The following is a 24861-nucleotide window of genomic DNA, read 5'->3' on the forward strand; positions in this document are numbered from 1 at the left end:
TGTCTTCAACCATCAGTACCGCAGCGGATCAGCGCAGCACCTGCTCCACCAGCTGCACGTCCACCGTCTGCAGCGGCTCGGCGGCGTTGCGCGACAACTGCACCTGGTAGGTGCCGCCGGCGATCTTCCACTGGCGTGCCTGCGCATCGTAATGGGCCAGGGTCTTCGGTTCGGCTTCGATGCGGATGCGGCGCTGTTCGCCCGGCTGCAGCTCGACCTTGTCGTAGCCGATCAGGCGGATCGGCGTGGCGCTGCCGGCCGGCAGCTTCAGGTACAGCTGGGCGACGTCGGCACCGGCACGCTTGCCGGTGTTGCGGATGTCGACGCTGGCAACCAGGCGCGAACCCTCCACGCTCACCTTCAGGTTTTCATAGGCGAACGAGGTGTAGGACAGGCCGTGGCCGAAGGCGAAGGTCGGGGTCAGGCCCTTGGCCGCCATCCACTTGTAGCCGACGTTGGCGCCTTCGATATCGAAATCGAACACATCGCCGAACGGCTTGGCCGGCTTGAAGCCAAGGCCATCGATGTGCGGGCGCGGCAACTGCGATTCGTCCACCACCCAGGTCACCGGCAGGCGGCCGGACGGATTGGCCTGGCCGGTCAGCAGTGCGGCAATGCCTTCACCGCCACGGATACCCGGGTACCAGGCCTGCAGCACCGCCGGCACCTGCGCCAGCCACGGCGTACGCACCGGGCCGTTGGTTTCCAGCACCAGCACGGTCTTCGGGTTGGCCTTGGCCACCGCCGAAATCAACGCATCCTGGTTGTCCGGCAGCTGCATGTCCGGCAGGTCCACCGATTCGGCCGCCCACTGGGTGGCGAACACGATGGCCACATCCGCCTGTGCAGCAGCCTTGGCCGCAGCGGCGGCATTGGTGCCGTCAACATAGGTGATGGTGGCGTCCGGACGCGCGGCACGCAGCGATTCCAACGGCGAGGACGGATGGAAGATCACCGGGCCCGGCCAGGTGGTCGGCAGCACGCCCGGCACCGCGTTGGTGCCCTTGGCCGTGACGCCCACCATCGACGAACCACCGCCACCGATCACGCCCTTGTCGGCATGGCCACCGATGATGACGATGCGCTTGGCGCTGTCGGCCAGCGGCAGCAGGCTGCCTTCATTGCGCAGCAGCACGCTGCCTTCTTCCACCGTGCGCTGGGCCACGGCGAAACCGGCTTCAGCGTCGACCTTCTGGTGCTGCGGCGGGTTGTCGAAATTGCCGTGCAGGAACATCGTGCGCAGGATGCGCGCGACCATGTCGTTCAGGCGCGCCTGCGGTACCACGCCGCCGTGCACGGCCAGGCGCAGCGGCTCATCGAAGAACACCGCCGCATCGAACACTTCACCGGCGGACTGCTGGTCCAGGCCGGCCAGCGCCGCCTTCGAACCGCTGTGCACGCCGCCCCAGTCGGACATCACGAAACCGGGGAATTTCCACTCCTGCTTCAGCACCTGGTTCATCAGGTAGCCGTTTTCGCAGCCGTAGGTACCGTTGATCTTGTTGTACGAGCACATCGCCACGCCCGGGCGGCCAGCTTCCAGCGCGATCTCGAACGCCAGCAGATCCGACTCGTGCATGGCCTGCTCGCCAATGCGCACGTCGTGGAAGTTGCGGCGGGTCTCCATGTCGTTCAGCGCGAAGTGCTTCATCGAGGAGATCACGTGCTGGCTCTGCACGCCCTGGATCACTGCGCCGACCATCGAACCGGCCAGCAGCGGGTCTTCACCAGCGTATTCGAAGTTGCGGCCATTACGCGGGTCACGCTGCAGGTTGACGCTGCCGGACAGCAGGATGTTGAAGCGCTGTTGCCAGGCTTCGCGACCCATCGTCGCACCACCGGCAAAGGCAACACCGCGGTTCCAGGTGGACGCCGTGGACGGGCCCGACGGCATGGCGGTGGCGAAATCGCCCGGGCGGATGCCACCGGGATTGGTCACGCCCACGCCGGCGTCGGCCGACTGCTGCGACGGAATGCCCAAGCGCGCTACGCCCGGCACGAAACCGGCCGAACCCACCGCACCTTCCGGCAGCTTGCCACCGTCCTTGCCCAGCCCGAAGTAGCTGTGCAGCATCTGGAACTTCTCGTCCTCGGTCATCGCCTTCAGCAGCAGCGCAGCGCGCACATCGGCGGTGAGCGTGGTATCCATCCACGGCTGCTCGCCGCCCTTGTCAGCCGCATAGGCCAGGGTCAGCAGGGTTGCACGCAGCGCGCTGCCTTCAACCTTGAACGGCGCACTGCTGGCGGCCTGGAAGCCATCGCTGAAATAGCTGGCATCGGCCTCCAGGGCCACGCGTGCCGGATCGAAGCCGGCCGCTTTGGCCGATTCACCGGCCACCGCGCCGAGCAGCACCGCCGGCGCGCCCAGTCGCGAACGCGACACCAGTGCCGGCAACTGGGAAGCACCGGCGCCAGCGTCGGTGTACACCGCCACCGCATGGCGGCCGTCATCCAGGCGCAGGTAGTTCAGGCCCGGCTGGTCGGGGCCGGATTCGGCGGCGATCGGCAGCCGGGTCAACACGGCCTGGCCGTGCTGGGTCTGGCCGTCATCCTTGCCGGCGGCGATGAAGCGGTACTGGTAGCCCAGGCCATCGGCCAGCAGCTGCAGCGGATCGACCTGGCCGATGCCGCGCTGTACCTGGCGAACGCTGACCGCATCCACCTGCAGGGTCTTCAACTGGGCAGCCAGGGCCGGCATCGCGTCCGCGGTCGGCGCCTGTTCCAGCGTCAGCACGGTGAAGGCGGCGGAGTCGGCCCAGGCCGGGGTGGCCAGTGCGGCAGACAGGGCCAGGGACAGGGCGAGCGGCTTTGTAAACGTTTTCATCGGCGGGCGTAATTCCGTTGCCAAGGCAATCGGTCCAGGGAAAGTGCCGCCGAAGGGTGCAGCGTCATGCCGCGCATGCGTTGCCGGGCAACGCCTTGCAGGCCAGAGGACGGGCCGGTCTGCGCGCGGGACCCTCCTCCCGTGCGTGACAACCTGCCTGTCCGGGCCGCGCAGGGCGACCCATCATGTGAAGAGTGTGCGAGGGCGTTCATCGCTGTCAACAGGACCTAAGTCACAGGCGCGTTGTGCGGACTGGTTATCAGCCCATCACCGGCGGTCATCAACGGGCTGCACGGCGCTGCCGATAATGGTTCTCCCCGGCGACGAATCGAGCCCATGACCGTACATCGCGACTTCGACCATCTCTGGCGCGACCGCTGTGACACCTCCAGCCAGCGCAGCCCGCGCGTGCTGATCCGGGTGTTCGTCGCCCCCGGCGAACTGGAACGCAGCGTGGCCTTCTACGAGCAGCTGCAGGGCGTGGTCGCCGATGCCGGCTTTCCGTTTCCCGATGCGGGCCTGCGGCTGGCGATGGTCGGTGCGTTCCTGCTGATCGAAGGCTGCGACGAGGCGCTGGCGCCGTTCACGTCAACCACGGGCACGTTGCTGGTCGACGACGTTCGGCCTTATCACGACAAGCTGGTGGCCGCCGGCGCCGAGATCATCTTTCCGCTGCAGGTGGTACCAACCGGTGCGGCGTTCAATGCGGTGCATCCCGATGGCACCGTGGTCGAGTACGTGCACCACCGGCCGGACCCGCAGGGGCGGTGAGGTGGCGGGGGCTGCGCCCGGCACCCGCAGAGGCAACGGCCAATGCAACAGCAGAAGCAAAAGCTGGGCTCCTATTGGTAGGCGGGATGGGTCCGGTTGCGGGGGACGGCGCAAGTACGTCCATGTAGCCTCGATCGCCGCTTGCTCGTGTGCGCTGTCCTGCGCACACGGCAAGACCGGGGTTGGGCATCCTGCCCAACCCGCCCGAGGCATGCCTCGGGCCCATGGCGCTCACGCCCCCGCAACCGGCCCCACCCCGCCTTCGACAGATTTCCGGCGCGCAGTAGATCCACGCCATGCGTGGATGTTTTTCCCATGAACCTTTGCGGCATAGGTCATCCACGCATGGCGTGGATCTACAATTCCTCCATGTCCTCCCTCGCTCTACCCTGGAATGGCACCCTGCTGCTGGATGCACACGTGGCCGTGCTGCAGGGCCACGCCGGTGACAGCGCCGCGCATGCGCACTACGCCCATCAGCTGCTGCTGAGCGAGGGCGACCCTTGGCAGGTCGAGATCGATGGCGTGCAGCAGCAGGGCCAACGGCTGTGGCTGCGCTCCTTCCAATCGCACGCGATCCTGTCGGCGCCCGCTGACGGCTGCACGGTGTTCCTCGAACCGGCACATGCCGACCTCGAACAGATCCAGCAGCATCTGCAGTCGTTGCCTGGCAATGCCGCGCAGCTGCACGAGTGGCTGCCGCGACTGAGCCGCCCGCAGCCCTTGGACCGCCGGGTGCAGGCGGCGCTGGCCCGCGTCACCCAGCACCTGCCCGGCCCGGTGCCGGCCGCCGATATCGCCAAGGCCGCGCATCTGTCGACCAGCCAGCTGCATCGGCGCTTCCAGTCCGAGCTGGCAGTGACCCTGCGCGGCTGGGTGCTGTTGCAACGGCTGCGCAGTGCGCTGGCGCATCATCTGCGCGGGCACAGCCTGACCGACAGCGCGCATGCCGCCGGTTTCGCCGATCTTCCCCACCTCTCGCGCAGCCTGCGCCGCATGTTCGGCATCGGTGCCGCGCAACTGCAGGGCCTGCAGCTGCACGCGGCCTGACGCATCGATCACCCGCGCCTGCGCAGTCCTTCCGGAAGTTCCGGCACCTCGCCATGGGGCAGCGCACGGAAGGGGGCCAGCAGTTGTGCGGAATACGCCTGCGGATAGTCCGGCTGGCTGCCGATGCCCAGATCGCGCTGCCGCAACCGATAGCCCGGTGCATCAAACGCGGTCCCCAGCAGGTGGTCCCACACGGTGAAGAACAAACCGAAATTGACATCACCTGCAGTGCCATAGCGGATGTGGTGGAAGCGGTGCAGCGGTGCCCATGCCATCACCCGGCCCAACACACCCGGGCGCATGTCCACGTTGGAATGCTGCAGCAGCAGCTGGATCGCGATGGCGAACGCCAGCACCGCGGCCACCGGCATCGGCATGCCCAACAGCAGCAGCGGCAGTACGCCGCCCACCGCTTCGGCGGCCTGGTGCAGTGGGTGTTTCATCAACCCATTGAAGCCATACATGCGGGTCACGCTGTGATGCACCGCATGCAGCCGCCACAACCAGCCGATGCGATGGCTGGCGTAGTGCACCAGGGTGATGCCAAGGTCAGCCGCGATGATCGCCACCAGCACCTGCAGCGCGAATGGCCACTGCCGGCCAGACGTGCCAGGGCACGATTGCCGCCAGCATCGGCACCGTGGCGATCGACAGCAGGTTCAGGCTTTCATTGACCAGCGCATGCAGGACGTCGCGCAGGCGGTCACCCTGGTCGAGGTTGAACGCCGGATCGTACGGCCACAGCCGTTCGGCAGCGAACGACACCGCGATGGCCACAGCCAGCAAGGCAAGCAGCCACAGCGGGTCACCGTGGGAGTGGCCGACCCAGGCGATGGCAGCGGCAACAAAACCCAGCAGGAACAACGGGGCATACAGGCGGAGCATCCAGTGCTTCATGGCTGGCTCTGAACAGTGAGGGGCCTGCATGCTGGCGCGGCATGCGGGCTGCAGGCTTGAACAAACAGCGCAACCCCGCGTCCGCTCACGTTGAATGCCCACCTTGGTGGGCGATCCACGTCTGGCGTGGATCTACTGCGCGAAGGCCGGCTTTCCCGCATCCAGGCCCCCGTTCGCCAGTAGATCCACGCCATGCGTGGATGCTTTACCTCCTTCAGCAAGCTGAAACCCCGCCCTCCGATTTCATTAGTAATATTACTCACAAGCCGAGTAGCATGTCCGGTCTCAGCCCCTGATATCGGCCTGTCGATACTCGCTCCATGCCTGCCGTTTCCGCCCACTTCTGCCGCTTCCCGCCAGCCCGGCGCCTCCCCCGGAGGACCGGCTGATGGGCGCCGTCGTCGCCCTCGACCGCCTGCTGGACGGCCGCCAGGTCTGGCGCGGGCCGGCACGCCAGGGGCAGGCCAGCGACCATCTGGCCAGTGGCCACCCGGCGCTGGACGCGCGCCTGCCCGGCGGTGGCTGGCCAGCCAGCGGGCTGTGCGAAGTACTGCAGGCCGCACCCGGAGTCGGTGAACTGGCCCTGGTCTGGCCGGCGCTGGCAAAGCTGAGCCAGCACCCACGGCCGATCGTGCTGGTCGCCCCACCCTATCGCCCGCACGCCCCGGCATGGGCCGCCGCCGGGCTCGATCTGGCCCAGCTGCAGATCATCCACGCCGCACCGAAGCAGGCGCTGTGGGCGGCCGAGCAGTGCCTGCGCTCTGCCGCCTGCGCCGCCGTGCTGTGCTGGCCGCAGCAGGCCGACGATCGTGCCCTGCGCCGCCTGCAGGTTGCCGCCGACAGCGGCCAGTGTCTGGGTTTCGTGTTCCGCGAGGCCCGCGCCGCCCGCAACCCCTCCCCGGCCAGCCTGCGCCTGCAGCTCGACCATGGCCAGGTGCGGGTGCTGAAGTGCCGCGGCGGGCTGCCACCAGCGCAGCCGTTGCCGCTGGCCATCGCCCACTGAGGCCGCGCCATGCACTGGGCCTGCCTGTTGTTGCCGCAGCTGGCGCTGGACAGCGTGCTGCGCCTGCAGCCCGATCCACAGCGGCCACTGGTACTGCTGCAGGGGCCGGCGCAGCGTCGTGTGCTGCGTGCGGTCAGCCCTGCCGCGCGGGCAGCGGGGCTGCGCCCGGGCATGCTGCTGTCGGCCGCGCAGGTGCTGGTGCAGGACCTGCAGCTGCACGACTACGATCCCAGCGCCGAACAGCACACCCGGCAGTTGCTGGCCAGTTGGCTGTATGCCACCAGTTCGCTGGTCAGCCTTGATTTTCCGCATGCGCTGGTGCTGGAGATCGGTGCCAGCCGTGCCCTGTTCGGCGATTGGCTGACGATCGAACAACGCCTGCGCAACGGCCTGCACGACCTGGGCTTCCGCCATCGCCTGGTCGCTGCCCCCAACCCGCATGCCGCGCGCGTGCTGGCCAATGTGCACGATGGCCTTGGCATCGATGCGCAGCAGCTGCCCGCCGCACTGGCACAGCTGCCGCTGGCGCGTAGTGGCCTGCCCGTTGATGCAGTGACCGTGCTGGCACGCTCCGGCCTGCGCACGCTGGGGGCGGCCTTCGACCTGCCGCGCGAAAGCCTGGCCCGCCGCTTCGCCCCCGAGGTACTGCAGCAGCTGGATGCCGTGCGCGGTTTGGGCAACGCGCCGCTGCGCTATTACCAGCCGCCGGACCGGTTCGATGCCCGCATCGAATTCGAATACGAGATCGAATCCAGCCAGGCCCTGCTGTTCCCGCTGCGCCGCCTGCTGCTGGACCTGGCCGCATTCCTGTGTTCGCGCGATGGCGGCGTGCAGCGCTTCGACCTGCATTTCGAGCACGACCTGCTGCCGGCCAGCGTGCTGACCGTCGGCCTGCTGGCCCCCGAACGCGATGCGGCGCTGCTGTTCGAGATCGCACGCAACCGCATGGAAGCCTTCGCCCTGCCCGCCGGCAGCCGTGCGTTGCGCCTGCAGGCCGAGCAGCTGCCGCCGTTCGTACCGGCCGCACGTGACCTGTTCGATACCCGCCCGGCGCAGGCGATGCCATGGACCCAGCTGCGCGAGCGCCTGCGTGCCCGCCTCGGCGATGACGCCGTGCAGCCACTGGCCGTGCAGGCCGACCACCGCCCCGAACGCGCCAGTGGCACCCAGCCACCGGCCAAGCCACCCGCTTGGTGGCCGCTGCGCCCCGGCTGGCTGCTGGAGACGCCACAGCCGCTGCGCGATCCGCGCCTGCGCATCGTCGCCGGGCCGGAACGGATCGAATCAGGCTGGTGGGACCAGGCCGATGCACGCCGCGACTATTACGTGGTGGAAACCGCGCAGGGCCAGCGGGGCTGGGCCTTCCGCACGCGCAATGATCCGCATGCGCCGTGGATGCTGCACGGCTGGTTCGGTTGAGCCCCATGCACACCGATCTGCCCGGATACGCCGAACTGCACTGCCTGTCGGCCTTCAGCTTCCAGCGTGGCGCGTCCACCGCCGAGGAACTGTTCGCACGCGCCGCCGGCCAGGGTTACCGCGCGTTGGCCATCACCGACGAATGCTCGCTGGCTGGCATCGTGCGCGCATGGCAGGCGGCGAAGACACACGGCGTGGCGCTGATCGTCGGTGCCGAGTTCCAGGTTGAAGACGGGCCCAAGCTGGCCCTGCTGTGCACCAACCAGTCCGCTTACGCCGGGCTGTGCCAGCTGATCACCACCTGCCGCCGGCGGGCAGCCAAGGGCGGATACCGCTGCCTGCGCGAGGATCTGCTGGGACTGCCCGAGGGCCTGCTGTGCCTGTGGCTGGACCGGCAACCGGCGGCCACCGAACTGGAACTGCTGCGCCGTTGTTTTCCGCAGCGCCTGTGGCTGGCGGTGGAGCTGCATCACGAACACGATGATACGCGCCGGCTGCAGCAGCTGCAGGCCTTCGGCGAGCGCCACCAGTTGCCGCTGGTCGCCAGTGGCGACGTGCACATGCACGTGCGCCGGCGTCGTGCCTTGCAGGACACGCTGACCGCGATCCGCCACCGCTGCAGCGTGGCCGAGGCTGGCTGGCGCCTGTTTGCCAACGGCGAGCGTCATCTGCGCCCACGCACTGCACTGGCCCAGCTGTATCCGCCCGAGCTGCTGGCAGAAACCCTGCGCATCGCCGAACGCTGTCACTTCTCCCTGGACCAGCTGAAATACACCTACCCGCGCGAACTGGTGCCCGAAGGCCACGACCCGGACAGTTGGCTGCGCGCCCTGGTCGAGAAGAATATTCCCTGGCGCTGGCCGGAGGGCATCAAGGAAGCCCAGCGCAAACAGATCGAACACGAGCTGGACCTGATCGCAAAGAAGAACTACGCCTCCTATTTTCTCACCGTACAGGACATCGTGCGCTTCGCCCGCGAGCAGAACATTCTTTGCCAGGGCCGTGGCTCGGCCGCCAATTCAACGGTGTGTTTCGTGCTGGGTGTAACCGAGATCGACCCGGCGCGCAGCAACCTGCTGTTCGAGCGCTTCATCTCCGCCGAGCGTGATGAACCACCGGACATCGACATCGACTTCGAGCACGAGCGCCGCGAGGAAGTGCTGCAGTACGTGTTCAACCGCTATGGCCGCGAGCGTGCCGCGCTGACGGCGGTGGCGATCAGCTACCGTGGCCGCAGCGCGATCCGCGATGTCGCCCGCGCGCTGGGCCTACCGATGGACCAGGTCAACGAGCTGGGCGCGGCGATGGACCATTGGGGCGGCAACATTCCGTTGCCGGAAACCCTGCGCGAGCGCGGCTTCGACCCGGAAACACCGTTGATGCGCCGGTTGCTGGCATTGACCGCCGAGCTGATCGATTTTCCGCGCCATCTGTCGCAGCATCCGGGCGGCTTCGTGATTTCCGAGCATCCGCTGTCGACGCTGGTGCCGGTGGAGAACGCGGCGATGGCCGACCGCACCGTCATCCAGTGGGACAAGGACGACCTGGACGCCACCGGCCTGATGAAGGTCGACTGCCTGGCACTGGGCATGCTCACCGCCATCCGCAAATGCCTGGCGATGCTGCAGCAGCACGGCCTGCACGAAGGACGCATGGATGCAATCAAGGACGATGACAAGCCAACCTACGACATGATCTGCGCCGCCGACACCATCGGCGTGTTCCAGATCGAGTCGCGCGCGCAGATGGCGATGCTGCCACGCATGCAGCCGCGTAATTTCTATGACCTGGTGATCGAGGTGGCGATCGTGCGCCCTGGCCCGATCCAGGGCGACATGGTCCATCCCTACCTGGAACGTCGGCGGATCCTGCGTGAACAAGGCCCGGATGCGTTGAACGATCCGGACAACCCACTCTATCCCCCCCAGCTCGACCGCGTGTTCGCGCGCACTCTGGGCGTGCCCTTGTTCCAGGAGCAGGTGATGCAGCTGGCGGTAGATGCGGCCAACTACACCGCAGGCGAAGCCGATGCACTGCGCCGTTCGATGGCCGCCTGGAAGCGTCGTGGCGGCCTGGAACCGCACCGCGAAAAGCTGCTGACGGGCATGTTGAAAAACGGCTTCAGTCTGGAATATGGCGAGCACCTGTTCGAGCAGATCAAGGGCTTCGGCGATTACGGTTTCCCGGAAAGCCACGCGGCCAGCTTCGCCCTGCTCACCTATGCCAGCTGCTGGCTGAAGTGCCACCACCCGGCTGCATTCACCGCCAGCCTGATCAACAGCCAGCCACTGGGCTTCTACAGCCCCGACCAGCTGCTGCAGGATGCGCGCCGGCATGGCATCACGGTACTGCCGGTGGACGTGCGCCACAGCGACTGGGATTGCACGTTGGATTTCAGCAAGGGCGCGGCGGCAATCCGGCTCGGCCTGCGCCTGGTCGATGGCTGCAGCGAACCGGCCGCGCAGATCATCATGCGTGAACGCGCACGGCGCCCCTTCGACGATGTCGGCGATCTCTGCCAGCGCACCGCACTGGATCGCCGCCAGCAGGGCCTGCTCGCCGATGCCGGCGCCCTGCGCGGCCTCAGCGGCCATCGCCACCGCGCACGCTGGGATATCTCCGGCGTGGAGAACCGCCTGCCGTTGTTCGACCAGGCCCGGGCCACCGCCGAAGCGCGCGTGGCCTTGCCCCTGCCCAGCACCTGGGAAGACATGCAGGCCGATTACCGCAGCACCGGCACCACCCTCGGCCGCCATCCGATGTCGTTCCTGCGTGCGCAGCTGCGAACCCGTGGCTGCCTGGATGCCGCGCAGCTGGCCAACCATGGTCATGGCCGGCGCGTACGCATCGCCGGCCTGGTACGCATGCGCCAGCGCCCGCAGACCGCCAGCGGTGTCACCTTCCTTACCCTGGAAGATGAAACCGGCATGGTCAACGCCGTAGTCTGGCGACATCTGGCCGACCGCCAGCACCACGTCCTGGTAGATACGCAGCTGATGCAGATCGACGGCCGGCTGGAACGCGTGGATGGCGTTCAGCATGTGATCGTGCAGCGCATGCACTGCCTGGACGAACTGCTGCAGGGACTGCGCAGCCACAGCCGCGACTTCCATTGACGATACACACCGTCACACACCGAACTGGCCACGGCCGACCGGATTCCGCTATCGTCGGCCACGTCCAAGGAAGGAATACACAATGGCTCGTGCCCTGACCCTGACCACCCTGGTGGTCGCCATGCTCGCGTTGCTCGTTTCCGGCTGGACCGCCTGGAACCTGCATCGCAGCCAGTCACCGCACCGCGTGATCGAAGCGCGCGGCCTGATCATCCACGACGCCAGCGGCCAGCCGCGGGTCATCCTCGGCGCCCCGGTTCCCGACCCCCTCAGCCGGGGCCGCCCGCAGGGGCCACGTGCCACCGCCCTGTCCGGCCTGATCCTGCTCGGCCCCGATGGCTCCGAGCGCGGCGGCTACGGCACCAGCGACCGGGGTGGCGAAGCCCTGCTGACCCTTGACGATGCCACCGGCACCACCGAAGTCTTCAAGGTGGTCGCAAATCCGGACCGCGGCGCCAGCCTGATGGTCAAGCACCAGAACAACACCGGCGCCATGCTGAGTTCCTGGCAGGGCAAGCCGGAGCTGGTGTTCCTCGACGACAGCGGCCAGTCCTACTACGTGCGCCCCGGCGCCAGCGCTGCGCCCTGAGCGCGCACGCTCAGCGCATCACCGCCGCCAGGTCATCGGCCAACCGACGTTGCTGCGGCGGGCCGAGTGCCGCACAGGTGATGCGCAACCCATGCGCCGGTGCAGACACCGCAAAGACTTCACCCCCACGCACATGCCAGCCACGCCCCGCCAGTGCCAGCACCTGCGGCGTGCTGTCGGCCGGCAGTGGCAGCCACAGATTCAAGCCTTCCATCGGCATCGGTGTCGGCAGCCCGCGCGCCTGCAGCAGGGCCTGCAGACCCTGCAGCCGCTGCTGGTAGCGCTCACCGGCGGCAGCCACCTTCGCCCGTTGCTGCGCCGACTCCAATACCGAACTGGCTGCATCCTGCAGCAGATGGCTGACCCAGCCGGTGCCCGCCGCCAGGCGCAGGCGCAGGCGCACCGCGGTCTGCCCATCGCAGGCCAACCAGGCCACGCGCAGGTCCGGGCCCAATGCCTTGGACAACGAACGCAGCAGCGCCCAACGCCGACCGTCCATCGGCAGCACCGAGTGATAGCTCTGCTGCGAGAGCAGCGCGTAGTGATCGTCGATCAGCACCGCCACCTGCGGATAGCCGGCCAGCAACTGGCGTAGCGCACGCGCACGCTTCGCATCCAGGCTGGCACCGGTGGGATTGTGCGCGCGTGGGGTCAGCAGCACCGCGCGTGCACCCGCATCCAACGCCTGCCGTAGTGATTCCACCTGCATGCCGTGCGTATCCACCGCCACCGGCAACGGCACGTGTCCAGCCGCACCGAGGACATTGAGGCTGCCCAGGAAACAGGGATCCTCCACCGCGATGCGGTCCCCCGGCAGCAGCCACGCCGACAGCAGGCGCTCGATGCCATCGACCGCGCCGTGGCTCAGTTCCAGCGCATAGCCCGGCGGGCAATCGGCATCCAGCGAGGCCCGTGCCAGGCGTTGCATGCGTGGATCAACCGTCTCCACCCCATACAGGCGCGAGGACGTCGCAGCCACGCGCAGGCTGGGCAGGCAGCGCGGATCCGGATTGCCGCCGGCCAGATCGTGCAGGGCCAATCCCGGTGCACTGCCCTCGCGCGCCATCGTCGCCGGCAGGCCGCGCACCACAGTGCCGCGACGTCCCGCCGTACTGGCCAGGCCCGCCGCGTCCAGCCGCTTGTAGGCAGCGGCTACGGTATTGCGGTTGACCCCCAGTCGATCGGCCAGATCCCGCACCGGCGGCAGCACGCTGCCGGCCGCCAGATGGCCGCTACCGATGCCCTCGCGGATGCTGTCGAAGATCGCTTCGGCGCTGTTCCCGGTGATTTTCATTTTGTCCTATGCCAAACTATCTCTTGTCCTGTGCCAGTGTATCCCACCCTGGCCTCCCCGCACCGGAGGTGCCCGATGTCCCTCGCCCCCGCCGACTGGCCCGTCGCCCAGTCCGTCGAACAGATCGCCGCCAACCTCACCACCGTGCGCCAGCGCATCGCCAGCGCTTGTGCCCGCGCCGGTCGTGATCCGGCCAGCGTGCGCCTGCTGCCGGTCAGCAAGACCGTCGATGAAGCACGCATCCGCATGGCCGTGGCCGCCGGCTGCCATGAGCTGGGGGAAAACAAGGTGCAGGAAGCGCAGCACAAGGCCGAAGCAATGGTCGACCTTGACGTGCACTGGTCGGTCATTGGCCACCTGCAGACCAACAAGGCCCGCTACGTTGCACGCTTCGCCAGCGAGTTCCAGGCGCTGGACAGTCTGCGCGTGGCCGAAGCACTGCAACAGCGGTTGCTGCTGGAGGACCGCGCGCTGGATGTGTTCGTACAGGTCAACACCTCGGCCGAGCCCAGCAAATACGGCCTGGAGCCGGCGGCGGTGGCCGACTTCGTGCAGCAGCTGCCCGCCTTCGACCGCCTGCGCGTGCGTGGCCTGATGACCCTCGCCATCTTCACCCCCGAGGTGGAACGCGTACGCGCCTGCTTCGTGCGCCTGCGCGAGCTGCGCGACCAGCTGCAGCAGGCGGCGCCGGCGGGCCTGGACCTGTCGCAGCTGTCGATGGGCATGTCCGGTGATTTTGAAGTCGCCATCGAGGAAGGTGCCACCGTCGTCCGCGTTGGCCAGGCGATCTTCGGTGCACGCTCCACGCCCGACAGCTTCTACTGGCCCACCCCGGGAGCACCGGCATGAAGCGCGCCGTTGCCCTGCAGCACGTGGCCTTTGAAGATCTCGGCACCCTGCATCCGCTGCTGCTCGCACAGGGATGGCAGGTCAAGGTCGTGCAGGCAGGCGTGGATACACTCGATGCTGCCGAAGATGCCGATCTGCTGGTGGTGCTGGGTGGCCCGATCAGCGTCAACGATGGAGCGGCCTACCCGTTCCTCGCCGACAGCATCGCGTTGCTGCAGCGTCGCCTGCAGCAACAGCGGCCGACGCTTGGCATCTGCCTGGGCGCCCAGTTGATGGCGCGCGCACTGCATGCTGTCGTTGCTCCCACCGGCGGCAAGGAAATTGGTTTCGCACCGCTGCTGCTCACCGATGAAGGCCAGCGCTCGCCTTTGCAGGCATTACAGGGCATCCCGGTGCTGCACTGGCATGGTGAAGCCTTCGAACTGCCGGAGGGCGCACGCCGCCTCGCCAGTACGCCCGCCTGTCGCCACCAGGCCTTCGCCATCGGCCACCATGCCCTCGCCCTGCAATGCCATCCCGAACTGGATGCGCGCCAGTTCGAGCGCTGGCTGATCGGCCACGCGCTGGAACTGGCCGCGGCCGGCATCGATCCCATCGACCTGCGCGCGCAGGCCCGCCGCTACGGCGGGCCTCTCGCCGCTTCGGCGACCGCGATGTTCCAACAGTGGCTGCACAACCTGCCGGAGACCCGCCCATGCACTACCGCCTGACCATCCAGCACAACGGCATCCATTGGGGCCATTTCGACTGTGACGGTCCCAATGCGCTGCAACGCATCGATGCCATCGCCGCACGCCTGCCCGCCGCCGAAGGCTTCACCCTGCAAAGGCAGAAGGGCATCGGCGAGGAACGCATCCTCTCCAGCACTGCCGATGGCCTGCGCGTGCTGGCTGCGCAGATCCAGTACCGCGATTTCTGACCCTGCAGGGGCGAAGCCTCCATCGCCGCAGTGCGCTGGCGGAGGCGCCGCAGGAATGGGTAGTACCGGTGGAGTACTACCTGCGCTAAGCGCTGTAGGCCTCTGCCTCGATCTCGAACAGCATACCGTCCAACGCCAGCCGCGGCACCGGAATCAACGTGCAGGTCGGCGCTGCGCGATTGGCCCAACGTCGCCGCACCTGGCGGGCGATGATGCCCAGGCGATCCTCGTCGTGGTCGACCACCAGGATCCGCAGTCGTGCAACATCGGCCAGATCCGCATGCGCCGACCGCAGCGCGGTCTGCAGATTGTCCAGTGCCTGCGACACCTGCTCCTCGAAGCTCGGCGACAGGCTTCCCTGGTCGTCCTCGCCTCCCTGTCCGGCGATATGGATAACACGCGCTGGCAGTCGCACCACCGCCACATGCGAGTATCCGTTGGCACTGGGATCGTGCAGGCCGGGCGGATCGAACAGATCCAGCAGGCCATGGCTGAAGTCCGGGGTGGTCAGCAGGTTCATACCGCATGCCTCGTGGGGAATGCGATGCAGTCTGCGACATCAACTGCTGTTGAGGTCAAACCAATTGCATGCAACAGAGCGGTCCAACGCACGCAACGATCGGCAGGATCAGGTCCACGCCGGATCCGCGGTGAAATCGATCGTCAGCCAGAACGTGCTGCTTCGCGCATCCAACCGCACTGCTATCTCATCGCGCATCGCATCCACCTCACCCACCGTGCCAAGCGGCGTCGACGGCGACGTCAGGATGTGGATCTCGATGAAGCGCATCCGCCCCATCTTCGCTACATGGCTGGTGAAGCCGGCATAGCCATGCTCGGCCACGAATGCCTGCATCACCTGCTGCACGCGCTCGTCCAGGTCATCGGGTGCCACCTGCAGCACTTCACGCATGGCCCTCCACGCACTGCGCGCCGGCACTGGCAACACCGCCAGGCTGATCAACGCCAGTACGATCGAATCCAGATAGGGCACCCAGTGGTGCCACTGGCCACCATGCAGCACCAGCGCCAGGATGAAGGCCAGCACCACCGCCAGGCTCATCAAGCCCCCCAGCAGCCAGCCACGTACATCCAGCCACAGCAATGCCGACTGCAGCCTGCGGGCACGCTGGGCCACGAACGCGGCCATGCCCAGGTTGCTGGCACTCAGCAGCGCCGCCCACCACAGCGCCGGCCCGAACTTCACTTCGTGCCCGCCGGTGGTCAAGCCGATCACCGCGTTGGCCAGTGCGTAGACGCAGGCCAGCGACAGGATCACTCCGCCCAGCGCCTCGACCATCGGCTCCAGGTGCCAATAACCGTACTGGAAGCGCGGGCTGTGCTCCCGCGCCACCAGCCGCAGCACCGACAACGACACCAGGGTCAGGGCTACGTCGACCAGGCTGTAGATGCCGTCGAACAGGATGGCCTGCGATCCCACCAGCAGGCCACCGATGAAGCCAACCGCGCTGACCGCCACGGTGACCCCGATCGAGAACTTCAGGATGCGTTGCTCGCGCGCGGTATCCATCGTCCGCCGAAGGGCCGACCGTACCGGCTCAGGCCTTCAGCACCTCCACCTTGTAGGACGGCACGTCGCCATCGCGCTCGATGATAAGGCCATGGACGTCCGACTCGAAGCCCGGGAAGCGCGCGTTCTGCTCGCGGGCGATGCGCAGCGACTGGATGATCGGTTCGTCGCGGTCGCCGAAGCGCTCGCCCGGCATGATCGTCGGGATGCCCGGCGGATACGGCACCAGCATCGTCGCAGCGATGCGGCCGCTGATCTGCTCGATGTCGACCCGCTCGATCTCGCCCTTCACCAGGTGGTTGTAGGCATCGGCCGGGGTCATCACCGGCGTCGGCAGGTCCACGTACATCTCACGCATCACCTTGGCCACCGCGAACTCCTGGTTGAACGCATGCAATGCGTCGCACAGGTCACGCAGGCCCCAGCCGGCATAGGCATGGGGATAGTCGGCGGCCAGCGACGGCAGCGCCTGGGTCAGCGGCGCGTTGCGGTCGTACAGTTCCTTGAACGCCATCAGCTCGGTAACCAGCGTGCTCCACTTGCCCTTGGTGATGCCCATCGAGAACAGGAACAGCACCGAATACAGGTTGGTCTTCTCCACGGTGATGCCGCGGCCCCACAGGAACTTGCTCAGCACCGCAGCCGGGATGCCCAGCTTGCCCATGCTGCCGTCCATCGACAGGCCCGGCGTCAACAGGGTCACCTTGATCGGATCGATCAGCACATAGTCATCGACCAGGTTCTCGAACCCGTGCCAATGCGCATCGGGCTGCAGGTACCACTCCTCGCGCTTGGCGACCAGCGGCGCCGGTGTATCGCCCTTGTCCAGGCTGCGCTCGACCTTTGTCGGTTGCCACACGCTGAACCACCAGTCGTCGCGGCCCAGATCGTCGCGTACGTGCAGCATCGCCCGGCGGAAGGCGATCGCCTCGTCATGCATTTCCTGCACCAGCGAACGCCCCGCATCCCCTTCCATCATCTTCGAGGCAACATCACACGCCGCGATCACGCCGTAATGCGGGCTGGTCGAGGTGTGCATCATGAACGATTCGTTGAAGCGTTCGGCGTCCAGGTCGCGGCTGGCCGAATTGCGCACGTGGATCATCGAGGCCTGCGAGAACGCGGCCAACAGCTTGTGCGTGGAATGAGTGGTGAAGATGATCGCGTCCTGCTCGCGCGGCTTGCCCTTGGCCATGCCATAGTGGTTCTCGTAGAACGGATGGAACGCGGCATAGGCGTACCAGGCCTCATCGAAATGCAGAAAATCGACCGCGCTGCCGATCTCCTCGGCGATTTTCTCGGCGTTGTAGCACAGGCCGTCGTAGGTCGAGTTGGTCACCACCGCGATACGCGGCTTGGAACCGGCCTGGTAGGCCTGGCTGGCCAGCGGATTGGCCGCGATGCTCTGCTGCAGGGCTTCCGGGGTGAACTGATCCAGGCTGATCGGGCCGATGATGCCGTGCGCATTGCGGCTGGGCGTGAAATACACCGGCACCGCGCCGGTCATGATCAGCGAATGCAGCAGCGACTTGTGGCAGTTGCGGTCGACGAACACCACGTCGCCACGGGCCACGGTGCCATGCCACACGATCTTGTTGGCCGTTGACGTACCGTTGGTGACGAAGAAGGTGTGGTCGGCGCCGAAGTTGCGCGCGGCCTCGTCCTCGGCCTCCTTGATCGGGCCGGTGTGGTCCAGCAGCGAGCCCAGCTCCGGCACCGAAATCGACAGATCGCTGCGCAGCGTGTTCTCACCATAGAACTGGTGGAAGGCGCGCCCGACCGGTGACTTGGTGAACGCCACGCCGCCGGCATGGCCCGGCGTATGCCAGGAATAGTTCGACTCGGCCGCGTGGTGGATCAGCGCCTTGAAGAACGGTGGCAGCAGGTTCTGCATGTAGTCTTCGGCCCCACGCATCACCTGGCGCGAGATGAAGCTCTTGGTGTCTTCGAACAGGAAGATGAAGCCGTGGATGTACTTGAGCAGCTTGCTCGGCACCTTCTCGATGGTGCGGCGCTCGCCGTACAGGAACACCGGCAGGTTGGCGCGGCGCGCACTCTGCTCGCGAAGGAAGGCGGTCAGGCGCTGGAACTCGCCATCGACCTCCTCGCTGCCGTCGATCGAGATCAGCACCGCCGAAGCGGCCACATAGGTACGGGCGCCGGCACGGGCATCGTCCAGGTTCAGGCCGCACAGCACGCGCTGGTCATTGCTGCGCAGCTCTTCCACCAGCGCACGGATGAGGATGCCGCCGATGCGCGGTGAGTCGTAGTCACCGTCAATGACGATGACCGGATAATCCAGGGACTTGAAATACACGTTGATTCTCCTTGTCTGACTCAGGAACGCTGGGCGCCGGACGAAATTGCCGCCGCCTCGCGGGAACGCTGCCGCTGCTGGCGACGCTCCTCGCTGAAGAAGGGATAGAACACGGTGATGAACAGCACGAACAGGAAGGCGTACTGCACGATCGTTCCCGACGAGCCGTAGATCGCCCACAGGCAGTACACGACCGTCAGGCTGGTCAGGGTCCAGAACGCACCGGTATGCACCAGCGTGTGCGACCGCTCCACCACGAAGTAACAGGCCACGCATGAATAGATGTACGGCAGCAGCGTCAGCACGACCGCCGCCGAAGTGATCACGTCGAACTGGGCCGAGGCGGTCTTCGAGGTGGAGGTCACCAGCACCGCCAGGGTCATCAGCACGGCCACGATCAGCACGCCCTTGACCGGCACGTCGTCCTTGTTGGTCTTGCTGAAGATGCTCGGGAACAGGCCATCATCGGAGGCCGCCTTGGCGCTCTGCGCGGTCAGCAGGATCCAGCCGCCCAGCGAACCTGCGGCGCCGATGAAGGCGCACAGGCTGACCAGCGCACCACCCCAGCCACCGACGGCCTTGGCCGCCGCCAGTGCGAACGGCGCGTCAGACACCTGCAGCTCGCTGTTGGGCACCATGCCCATGATCACCGACGAGCTGGCGATGTAGGCGATGGCGGCCAGGAACACACCGGCCAGGGTGGCGCGGGCCACGTTCTTCTCCGGGTTTTCAACCACGCCGGCCGTGACCGAGGCCGACTCGACGCCGATGAAGGCCCACAGGGTCAGCGCCGCCGCACTGGAGATGGCACCGAAGTTCGACTCGCCGGAGACGTTGTAGGCGCCCTTGAAGATGTCGGCATCGAAGAAGAACCAGCCGAAGATGGCGATACCCAGGATCGGCACCAGCGCGAAACTGGTGGTGACCGTCTGCACGCGGCTGACGAATGCCGGGCCGATCACGTTGGCAAAGCTCAGCGCCCACACCAGGATCAGCACCGCGATGCAACGCACCAGCGGCTCGGACAGGATCGGGAAGAAGTAGCTGAAGTAGCCCACCGCCGCGATGGGAATGGCGACGTTGCCAATCCAGTTGGCGAACCAGTAGATGGTATTGGTCTGAAAGCCCATGTACGGGCCGAACCAATCGCGCGCATACGCATACGGGCCGCCCGCTTTGGGCGCCAGCTTGCCGAGCTTGGCGAACACGAAGGCCAGCAGCAGCGCACCGGCCGTGGTGATCAGCCACCCCCATATCGAGGCGGTACCGATCTTGGCCAGGCTGGAGGGCAGCAGGAACACCCCTGAGCCCATCATGTTGCCGGCGACGAGGAAGGTGGCTCCGACCACCCCGATTTTCTTTGCTTCTGCCATGACGATCTCCTGAACCTGGCATGGGCCCGGTGAATCCGGGCGTGGGGAATGGCTGCGCTGGCGTACTGCCGCTGGCGCTTACTTGATGAAGTTGTATTGCAGGCTGCCCTGCACCCGGACCGTGTCGCCGCGCGCTCCGCTCTGCTGCTGCAGGCGGCCGTACAGCAGTTCCATGCCCATCGTCCACGACGGTGCCGGGCTCCAGATCAGGTTGAACACGCCATAGCGGCTTTGCCGGAATGCATCGCTCGGCAGTGCCGCATTGCGTTCAAGTGTCAGCTGGCCGTAGATCAGGTTCGAGCGCCACAGATCAGACCAGTAATGCGTGTAGCCGACGAAGCCACCGTGCAGATCCAGCGCATCGAGGCGCCCATCGGCACCTACCACGGCGTCAAGACCGGAACCGGTGAGATCGGCGGTATAGCGGCTCAGGCCGCGGCCGCCCAGCGCGCCGAACAGCAACAGATCGCGTTCCCCCACCGAGGCAGAGCCACTGAGCTGCGCGCCACCGGCAAAGACGCGGTCACGGCGGGCATCGCCGTCGTAGGCCAGATTGCGCGCCACGACGCCAAGTTGCAGGTGGCCCCAGTCACGCTCCGTGCGCGCGATGGCACTCACATCCGGCAGTCGATTGACCGCCGCCATGGCATCGCTGGCGCCGGACAGCTCGGTGTCCGGGTCTTCGGCGGCCAGGGTCAGGGTGTTGCCCTTGCCCAGTGCAAAGCTGTGATGGATGCCCGCCACCAGCAGGTAGCCGGCGCCGCCGGGTCCAGCAAAATCCAGTGTGTCGGGCAGGCTGTCCGGGTCCATGAAGCTGGAATAGCCGTAGCCCGCATAGGTGTTGCCAAGCTGGCCATAGGCGTGGCGCAGGCGGAACTCGTAGCCGTCACTGCTGCCGAAGAAGTCGTTCTCCAGATAGAAGCGCAGGTTGCCATGGGTGGTCGGCCGCCGCGCCTCGAAACTGAAACGCGTCTGCTTGGCATGGAGGTTGAAGTTCGACACGTCGCGATGATTGCCGCCCACCGGCATCGACGAGGGAATGAACTGATCCTCGTCCCCGGCGCCGCGCGAATCCGCAATCGCATCGAGCTTGGCGTAGCCACCGATGCGGATCACGGTGTCGGTGCCGGGAATGGCGAAGAAGCCTTTCAGGTCCGGATCGGTCGGACCGGCGGCGCTGTCCGGGCGCGAGGCCGCCGTTGACGGATCGGCCACCGATTCACGCTGCGGCAGCACGGTCGGCGCCACGCCCGGAACCTGGGTCGGGTGCAGCACGTCGTTGTTCGGCACCACTACAGTTGCCTGCGCCCCGGAAGGCTTCGCCGGCAACGCTGCAACGGGCGCCGCAGCCGCTTGCTCCCCACGTCGTTCAAGCTGGTCCAGACGCTGCTGCATGCCCTGCAGCGTCTGCCGCATCGCATCGATTTCCCGACGCAACGCCTGCGCATCATCCTGTGCGTGCAACGGCATCGCTGTCATCGCCGCCAGACACCCCATACTCAGTACCGCCAAGCGCATTGCATCCTCCCCGGACTGGAACTTCCGCTGCCTGGCCGAGCAGCGCGCGTGCGCCGCCACGGCCTCAACAAGCCATTGCTGGAAATGCGGGTACTGCGTCTACGAGCGGCACCAGCCTGCGCGATGCAGGCAACAGGGCGATGACACCGCCCCAGCTGCCCAGACAGCGCCGGAGTCGCTTGCACTGCGGCAGCGCTGCCGAAGGGGGGGCGACCGCAGCGGACTGGGTAACAAGCGCTGGGTGAGAACGTCGTGAATGGCAATGCGCGCATACCCTCTCGAGGGCATGACGTGTGCGGCATCCATAGCGCAGTGACGCTGTATTCCATGCGCCAAGGCTAGTTCTACTGTCGTTTTTGGCCTTGATTGGGATCAAGGCGAATTGCTTGATGTCAGTCACGATTCAGACGTGACATCTGTTCGTGAGGTGCGCAGCCTTCTTCGCCAGGACTGTCGCAGAAAGCAACAGGCCCACATGTCGCCATGTGGGCCTGTTGCTCGGTTCAGCAGCCGGGCGCCTCAGCGTGGGCCGAGTACCGCCTGCAGATCGTTGCCCTGCGGAAGGCCGGCACGTCGCTGCACCTGGCCCTGCGCATCCTGGAACAGGATGCCGGGCGTACCCTGGAAGCCCATCTCCACCATCAGCACCTGGTTGGCATCCAGTTTGGCTGCGATGTCCCGGCTGATGCTGGGCAGCGGCTTGATGCCACCGCGATCGAACTGATGCTCGTTCTCCAGCAGTGCCGCACTGGGATCACGCGCGGCCATGATCGCCGCTGCCTTGGCCGGACTGTCTTCGCGGATCACGCCGACCATGATGTGGCGCAACTGCACCTTTCCTGCGTCCACCCAGGGCCGTGCCGCCTCCCAGAACTTGTGGCAGTAAGGACAGTTGGCATCACTGAAGGTGTACACCACGCGCGGCGCATCGGCCTTGCCATCGCGTACCCAGGCACTGGCCTCCAGCTTGCTCCACATCTTGGCTGACATCGGCGCGGCCACCAGTTTCTCCAGCGTCTCGGCTGCAACTTCGTTGCCCTCGGCGTCGAACAGGCTGCCCACCAGTACATGCTTGCCATCGGCGGTCACGTAAGCCGCCGCCGGCTGCTGGCCACCAACCATGCCGGCAAAGCCGCGCAGGCCGCCCGGCGCGCCGAATTCGGAGACCACCTCGAAGCCATGCTTCTCGATGCCCTTCAGGACAGCTGGCAACTCACCCTTCCTGGCGGCTGCCGTTGCCGAAGCCGTTGCCGGTGCAGCGGCACCCTTGCCCGGTGGGGTCTGTGCCTGGCTGCAGGCAGCCAGCGCCAGCATGGCCGGCAGCATCAGCGTATGCGCGATGCGCGGGGAAATCGACAACATGGAAACTCCGTAGTGGGATGCCAGCGCAGGCTACCGCAGCCGGCGCAGTTTGTGTTCAAGACCGGCCTGGGTCAGTTCGCCGAGATGCAGTTCCTGCAACCGCCCCTGCGCGTCGAAGAAGAGCGTGGAGGGGAAAGCCCGGACGTCCAGCGAGGTAGAGGCAGCCGATGACTCATCCAGCAGGACGTTGCCCAGCGAGATGTGTTCAGCGGCTAGAAAGGTCTGGACCTCGGCAAGGGTCTCGCCCTGGTTGAGGAAGACGAACTGGATACCGGCATGCTTCTGCTGGGCCGTCGCCAGTACCGGCATCTCCCGGCGACACGGGCCGCACCAGCTGGCCCACAGATTCAGCACCAGCGGCCTGCCGTGAAACTGCTGCAGGTCAATCGCCCTGCCCTGCAGGTCGACCACCTGCAGTGTCGGCAGGGGCATCTGCTTTGCCTGCCAGTACGAGAGCCCCAGGCTTGCACCGCCCCACAGCAGCAGCCCGGCCAGCGCACCTGCCAGCACCGGCGCCCTCAACGAGCGATGCCTGCGCAGTCGCCACAGCGCCCAGGCAAATCCAGCGCCAATTACAACGGGCAGGTGATACCCACCATCGGCAATCTGCAGCACGCTCCAGAGAGCTTCACGATAGAGGCTGAAATGCGCGGCAACAAAGGACAGCCGGCCACACAGCAGGCCAACCAGCAGCATGTCCAGCACCATCCCGGCTGCAGGTGGCCGAGCCTGGCCAGGCTCAGCACGCGACCAGGCCCGCGCGATGGCCATCGCCAGCAACAGGAAGATCAGGATCAACACCACCGGCATCGGCACCGGCCCAACACTCGACATCAGCTCACCCGCTCTCGCCTGCATAGACCCGCATGGTCAAAGCGTCGTGCCCGCGATGCAAGCACGACGCCCCCAACAGCGTTCATCAGGCGGCGTTGCGCCCCAGCTGCGTGACCGGCGGGGCGCGCAGCCCCCGCAGGCTGCCGGCCACGGCGGGCGTCAGCGGACGATCGCGGCGTTTGTTGCAGACCTGCCGACGATAGTTGGCAGGTGTCATGCCAACGATGCGAAGAAACAGCCGGCGGAATGCGCTCTGATCGGCGTACCCCACACCCCAGGCAACTTCATCGATGCTGGCGCCCTGCTGCAGCAACGTCTGCGCCTTGGCCACGCGCAGTCGCTGGCAGTACTCGATGGGCCGCAGCCCGGTCGCCTTCAGGAAGCGACGTTGCAGGGTGCGCGGCTCCAGGCCGGAGATCTCACAGATCGCCCCGAGCGTCGCCCCTCGTGCAGCTGTGGTATGCAGCCAGCGCTGCGCCTTCAGCACGTCACGGTCGCCATGGGCGAAGTTGGCACTGAACCGCTCGAGATCCTGCTGGATCCCCACTGGCACCACTATCCCCAACTGCTGTGCCACCGCACTGGCCACGCCCTGGCCGTGCAGCCGGTACAGCAGGCGCAGACCGAGGAAACGCCAGGCCTGGGCCCCGCCCACGGTGAGCAGATCGCCATCATCGACGAGCGCCCGCTCACTGGGTGCCCAGCCGCCGACCTGCACCTGCAGCGCCGGATGGCGGTTGAGGTCAGGGCCGGACACCGTACGCCCGGTCAGCAGACCGGCCCGTGCCAGCACACTGACCCCGTCTCCTGCGGCGGCCAGCAGGCTGCCGCCGTCGTAGTGGGCCCGCAACCAGTCCAGCAGGACATCCTCGGCGCGCAGCGACGCGCCGCAACTGACCTGGCCCGGCAAGGCGATCACCGCGGGAATTGCCGCGTCCAGCATCTCGGCGCCGGCAATGCGATGCACGCCGGTATTGCTGGCAGGCACAATCCAGCGGGTGACCAGTACCCGTTTGCAGGGCCGCCGCTGCTGCTGGGCCAGACGATTGGCGACGTGCGCCATTTCGGCAAGCACCGATGCAGCCGACGGGTCGCCTCCGGGGTATTCAACCACCGCAACCTCGACGAATCCTTCGTTGCTGATTCCCTCCACTCCCCACCTCCTCTTCCGGTTCAGGCCGTCGAGCGGCCGGTT

21 protein-coding genes are annotated in these 24861 nt (G+C 66.7%); 9 read left to right on the forward strand and 12 right to left on the reverse strand.

Annotation, left to right across the window (positions count from 1 at the left end; all coding sequences use genetic code 11):
• Nucleotides 1-28: 28 nt before the first annotated feature.
• Entirely contained in the window at nt 29-2824 is a 2796-nt protein-coding gene (locus LMF57_RS11940) for a glycoside hydrolase family 3 C-terminal domain-containing protein (RefSeq protein ID WP_229289930.1), read from the reverse strand.
• A gap of 336 nt (nt 2825-3160) precedes the next feature.
• On the opposite strand from LMF57_RS11940, the gene LMF57_RS11945 reads away from it, so the two are divergent.
• Complete coding sequence (locus tag LMF57_RS11945) at nt 3161-3595, forward strand: glyoxalase/bleomycin resistance/dioxygenase family protein (protein WP_025878496.1); 435 nt, start codon at nt 3161-3163, stop codon at nt 3593-3595.
• Nucleotides 3596-3940: 345 nt separating this feature from the next.
• Nucleotides 3941-4645 carry a helix-turn-helix transcriptional regulator gene (locus tag LMF57_RS11950; protein ID WP_324255940.1) on the forward strand — a complete coding sequence of 235 codons (705 nt, stop codon included), beginning with the start codon at nt 3941-3943 and terminating at the stop codon, nt 4643-4645.
• 8 nt (nt 4646-4653) lie between these two features.
• Here the strand turns inward: LMF57_RS11950 and LMF57_RS11955 are convergent, their stop codons facing one another.
• Entirely contained in the window at nt 4654-5214 is a 561-nt protein-coding gene (locus tag LMF57_RS11955) for a sterol desaturase family protein (protein ID WP_229289932.1), read from the reverse strand.
• Entirely contained in the window at nt 5195-5542 is a 348-nt protein-coding gene (locus LMF57_RS11960) for a hypothetical protein (protein WP_229289933.1), read from the reverse strand. Before LMF57_RS11960 ends, LMF57_RS11955 begins: the two co-directional genes overlap by 20 nt.
• Nucleotides 5543-5930: 388 nt before the next feature.
• Between LMF57_RS11960 and imuA the strand changes: the two genes are divergently transcribed.
• From imuA to LMF57_RS11980, 4 genes are all read left to right on the forward strand, one after another.
• Nucleotides 5931-6545: a translesion DNA synthesis-associated protein ImuA gene (gene imuA / locus LMF57_RS11965; RefSeq protein WP_025879221.1), complete on the forward strand. Its 615-nt coding sequence runs from the start codon at nt 5931-5933 to the stop codon at nt 6543-6545.
• A 9-nt stretch (nt 6546-6554) separates the two neighbouring features.
• Entirely contained in the window at nt 6555-7964 is a 1410-nt protein-coding gene (locus tag LMF57_RS11970) for a DNA polymerase Y family protein (RefSeq protein ID WP_229289934.1), read from the forward strand.
• A 5-nt stretch (nt 7965-7969) separates the two neighbouring features.
• Complete coding sequence (locus tag LMF57_RS11975) at nt 7970-11080, forward strand: error-prone DNA polymerase (RefSeq protein ID WP_229289935.1); 3111 nt, start codon at nt 7970-7972, stop codon at nt 11078-11080.
• An 82-nt stretch (nt 11081-11162) separates the two neighbouring features.
• On the forward strand, nt 11163-11669 hold the full coding sequence (locus LMF57_RS11980) for a hypothetical protein (protein ID WP_025879224.1): 507 nt from the start codon (nt 11163-11165) through the stop codon (nt 11667-11669).
• Between the two features lie 10 nt (nt 11670-11679).
• Here the strand turns inward: LMF57_RS11980 and ptsJ are convergent, their stop codons facing one another.
• Nucleotides 11680-12963, reverse strand: a complete 1284-nt coding sequence (ptsJ, locus tag LMF57_RS11985) for a transcriptional regulator PtsJ (protein WP_117310690.1) — start codon at nt 12961-12963, stop codon at nt 11680-11682.
• A 75-nt stretch (nt 12964-13038) separates the two neighbouring features.
• Between ptsJ and LMF57_RS11990 the strand changes: the two genes are divergently transcribed.
• From LMF57_RS11990 to LMF57_RS12000, 3 genes are read left to right on the forward strand one after another with little or no spacing between them, the layout of a single operon-like run.
• Complete coding sequence (locus LMF57_RS11990) at nt 13039-13812, forward strand: YggS family pyridoxal phosphate-dependent enzyme (RefSeq protein ID WP_229289936.1); 774 nt, start codon at nt 13039-13041, stop codon at nt 13810-13812.
• Entirely contained in the window at nt 13809-14522 is a 714-nt protein-coding gene (locus LMF57_RS11995; protein WP_229289937.1) for a glutamine amidotransferase, read from the forward strand. The genes LMF57_RS11990 and LMF57_RS11995 overlap by 4 nt, the downstream gene beginning before the upstream one ends.
• The gene (locus tag LMF57_RS12000; protein WP_093819170.1) at nt 14507-14731 is read left to right on the forward strand and encodes a hypothetical protein; all 225 of its coding nucleotides are present in this window, start codon (nt 14507-14509) and stop codon (nt 14729-14731) included. Before LMF57_RS11995 ends, LMF57_RS12000 begins: the two co-directional genes overlap by 16 nt.
• Nucleotides 14732-14816: 85 nt before the next feature.
• Here the strand turns inward: LMF57_RS12000 and LMF57_RS12005 are convergent, their stop codons facing one another.
• The 8 genes from LMF57_RS12005 to LMF57_RS12040 form a co-directional block, all read right to left on the reverse strand.
• Complete coding sequence (locus LMF57_RS12005; protein WP_025879232.1) at nt 14817-15251, reverse strand: RidA family protein; 435 nt, start codon at nt 15249-15251, stop codon at nt 14817-14819.
• Nucleotides 15252-15359: 108 nt separating this feature from the next.
• A complete protein-coding gene (locus LMF57_RS12010) occupies nt 15360-16262 on the reverse strand; it encodes a cation diffusion facilitator family transporter (RefSeq protein WP_229289938.1) in 903 nt (300 codons plus the stop codon).
• Nucleotides 16263-16290: 28 nt separating this feature from the next.
• Complete coding sequence (locus tag LMF57_RS12015; RefSeq protein WP_229289939.1) at nt 16291-18579, reverse strand: Orn/Lys/Arg decarboxylase N-terminal domain-containing protein; 2289 nt, start codon at nt 18577-18579, stop codon at nt 16291-16293.
• A gap of 20 nt (nt 18580-18599) precedes the next feature.
• A complete protein-coding gene (gene adiC / locus LMF57_RS12020) occupies nt 18600-19952 on the reverse strand; it encodes an arginine/agmatine antiporter (RefSeq protein ID WP_117310694.1) in 1353 nt (450 codons plus the stop codon).
• Between the two features lie 78 nt (nt 19953-20030).
• Complete coding sequence (locus LMF57_RS12025; RefSeq protein WP_117310695.1) at nt 20031-21470, reverse strand: DcaP family trimeric outer membrane transporter; 1440 nt, start codon at nt 21468-21470, stop codon at nt 20031-20033.
• 519 nt (nt 21471-21989) lie between these two features.
• On the reverse strand, nt 21990-22832 hold the full coding sequence (dsbG, locus tag LMF57_RS12030; RefSeq protein ID WP_229289940.1) for a thiol:disulfide interchange protein DsbG: 843 nt from the start codon (nt 22830-22832) through the stop codon (nt 21990-21992).
• 30 nt (nt 22833-22862) lie between these two features.
• Complete coding sequence (locus LMF57_RS12035) at nt 22863-23666, reverse strand: TlpA disulfide reductase family protein (RefSeq protein ID WP_208082350.1); 804 nt, start codon at nt 23664-23666, stop codon at nt 22863-22865.
• 85 nt (nt 23667-23751) lie between these two features.
• Nucleotides 23752-24819 (reverse strand): helix-turn-helix domain-containing protein, encoded by a 1068-nt coding sequence (locus LMF57_RS12040; protein ID WP_117310697.1) that lies wholly within the window; start codon nt 24817-24819, stop codon nt 23752-23754.
• Nucleotides 24820-24861 lie beyond the last annotated feature (42 nt).

It is taken from the genome of Stenotrophomonas sp. SI-NJAU-1 (assembly GCF_020883215.1).
Classification (GTDB): domain Bacteria; phylum Pseudomonadota; class Gammaproteobacteria; order Xanthomonadales; family Xanthomonadaceae; genus Stenotrophomonas; species Stenotrophomonas indicatrix.

Bases quoted from the DNA above. Each gene is read 5' to 3' on its own strand.
- LMF57_RS11970 (WP_229289934.1), top strand. From the start codon at position 6,555: ATGCACTGGGCCTGCCTGTTGTTGCCGCAGCTGGCGCTGGACAGCGTG.
- LMF57_RS11945 (WP_025878496.1), top strand. From the start codon at position 3,161: ATGACCGTACATCGCGACTTCGACCATCTCTGGCGCGACCGCTGTGAC.
- dsbG (WP_229289940.1), bottom strand. From the start codon at position 22,832: ATGTTGTCGATTTCCCCGCGCATCGCGCATACGCTGATGCTGCCGGCC.
- LMF57_RS12025 (WP_117310695.1), bottom strand. From the start codon at position 21,470: ATGCGCTTGGCGGTACTGAGTATGGGGTGTCTGGCGGCGATGACAGCG.
- LMF57_RS11975 (WP_229289935.1), top strand. From the start codon at position 7,970: ATGCACACCGATCTGCCCGGATACGCCGAACTGCACTGCCTGTCGGCC.
- LMF57_RS12010 (WP_229289938.1), bottom strand. From the start codon at position 16,262: ATGGATACCGCGCGCGAGCAACGCATCCTGAAGTTCTCGATCGGGGTC.
- imuA (WP_025879221.1), top strand. From the start codon at position 5,931: ATGGGCGCCGTCGTCGCCCTCGACCGCCTGCTGGACGGCCGCCAGGTC.
- LMF57_RS12005 (WP_025879232.1), bottom strand. From the start codon at position 15,251: ATGAACCTGCTGACCACCCCGGACTTCAGCCATGGCCTGCTGGATCTG.
- LMF57_RS11940 (WP_229289930.1), bottom strand. From the start codon at position 2,824: ATGAAAACGTTTACAAAGCCGCTCGCCCTGTCCCTGGCCCTGTCTGCC.
- LMF57_RS11980 (WP_025879224.1), top strand. From the start codon at position 11,163: ATGGCTCGTGCCCTGACCCTGACCACCCTGGTGGTCGCCATGCTCGCG.
- LMF57_RS11950 (WP_324255940.1), top strand. From the start codon at position 3,941: ATGGCGTGGATCTACAATTCCTCCATGTCCTCCCTCGCTCTACCCTGG.
- adiC (WP_117310694.1), bottom strand. From the start codon at position 19,952: ATGGCAGAAGCAAAGAAAATCGGGGTGGTCGGAGCCACCTTCCTCGTC.
- ptsJ (WP_117310690.1), bottom strand. From the start codon at position 12,963: ATGAAAATCACCGGGAACAGCGCCGAAGCGATCTTCGACAGCATCCGC.
- LMF57_RS12035 (WP_208082350.1), bottom strand. From the start codon at position 23,666: ATGTCGAGTGTTGGGCCGGTGCCGATGCCGGTGGTGTTGATCCTGATC.
- LMF57_RS11995 (WP_229289937.1), top strand. From the start codon at position 13,809: ATGAAGCGCGCCGTTGCCCTGCAGCACGTGGCCTTTGAAGATCTCGGC.
- LMF57_RS11960 (WP_229289933.1), bottom strand. From the start codon at position 5,542: ATGAAGCACTGGATGCTCCGCCTGTATGCCCCGTTGTTCCTGCTGGGT.
- LMF57_RS11990 (WP_229289936.1), top strand. From the start codon at position 13,039: ATGTCCCTCGCCCCCGCCGACTGGCCCGTCGCCCAGTCCGTCGAACAG.
- LMF57_RS12000 (WP_093819170.1), top strand. From the start codon at position 14,507: ATGCACTACCGCCTGACCATCCAGCACAACGGCATCCATTGGGGCCAT.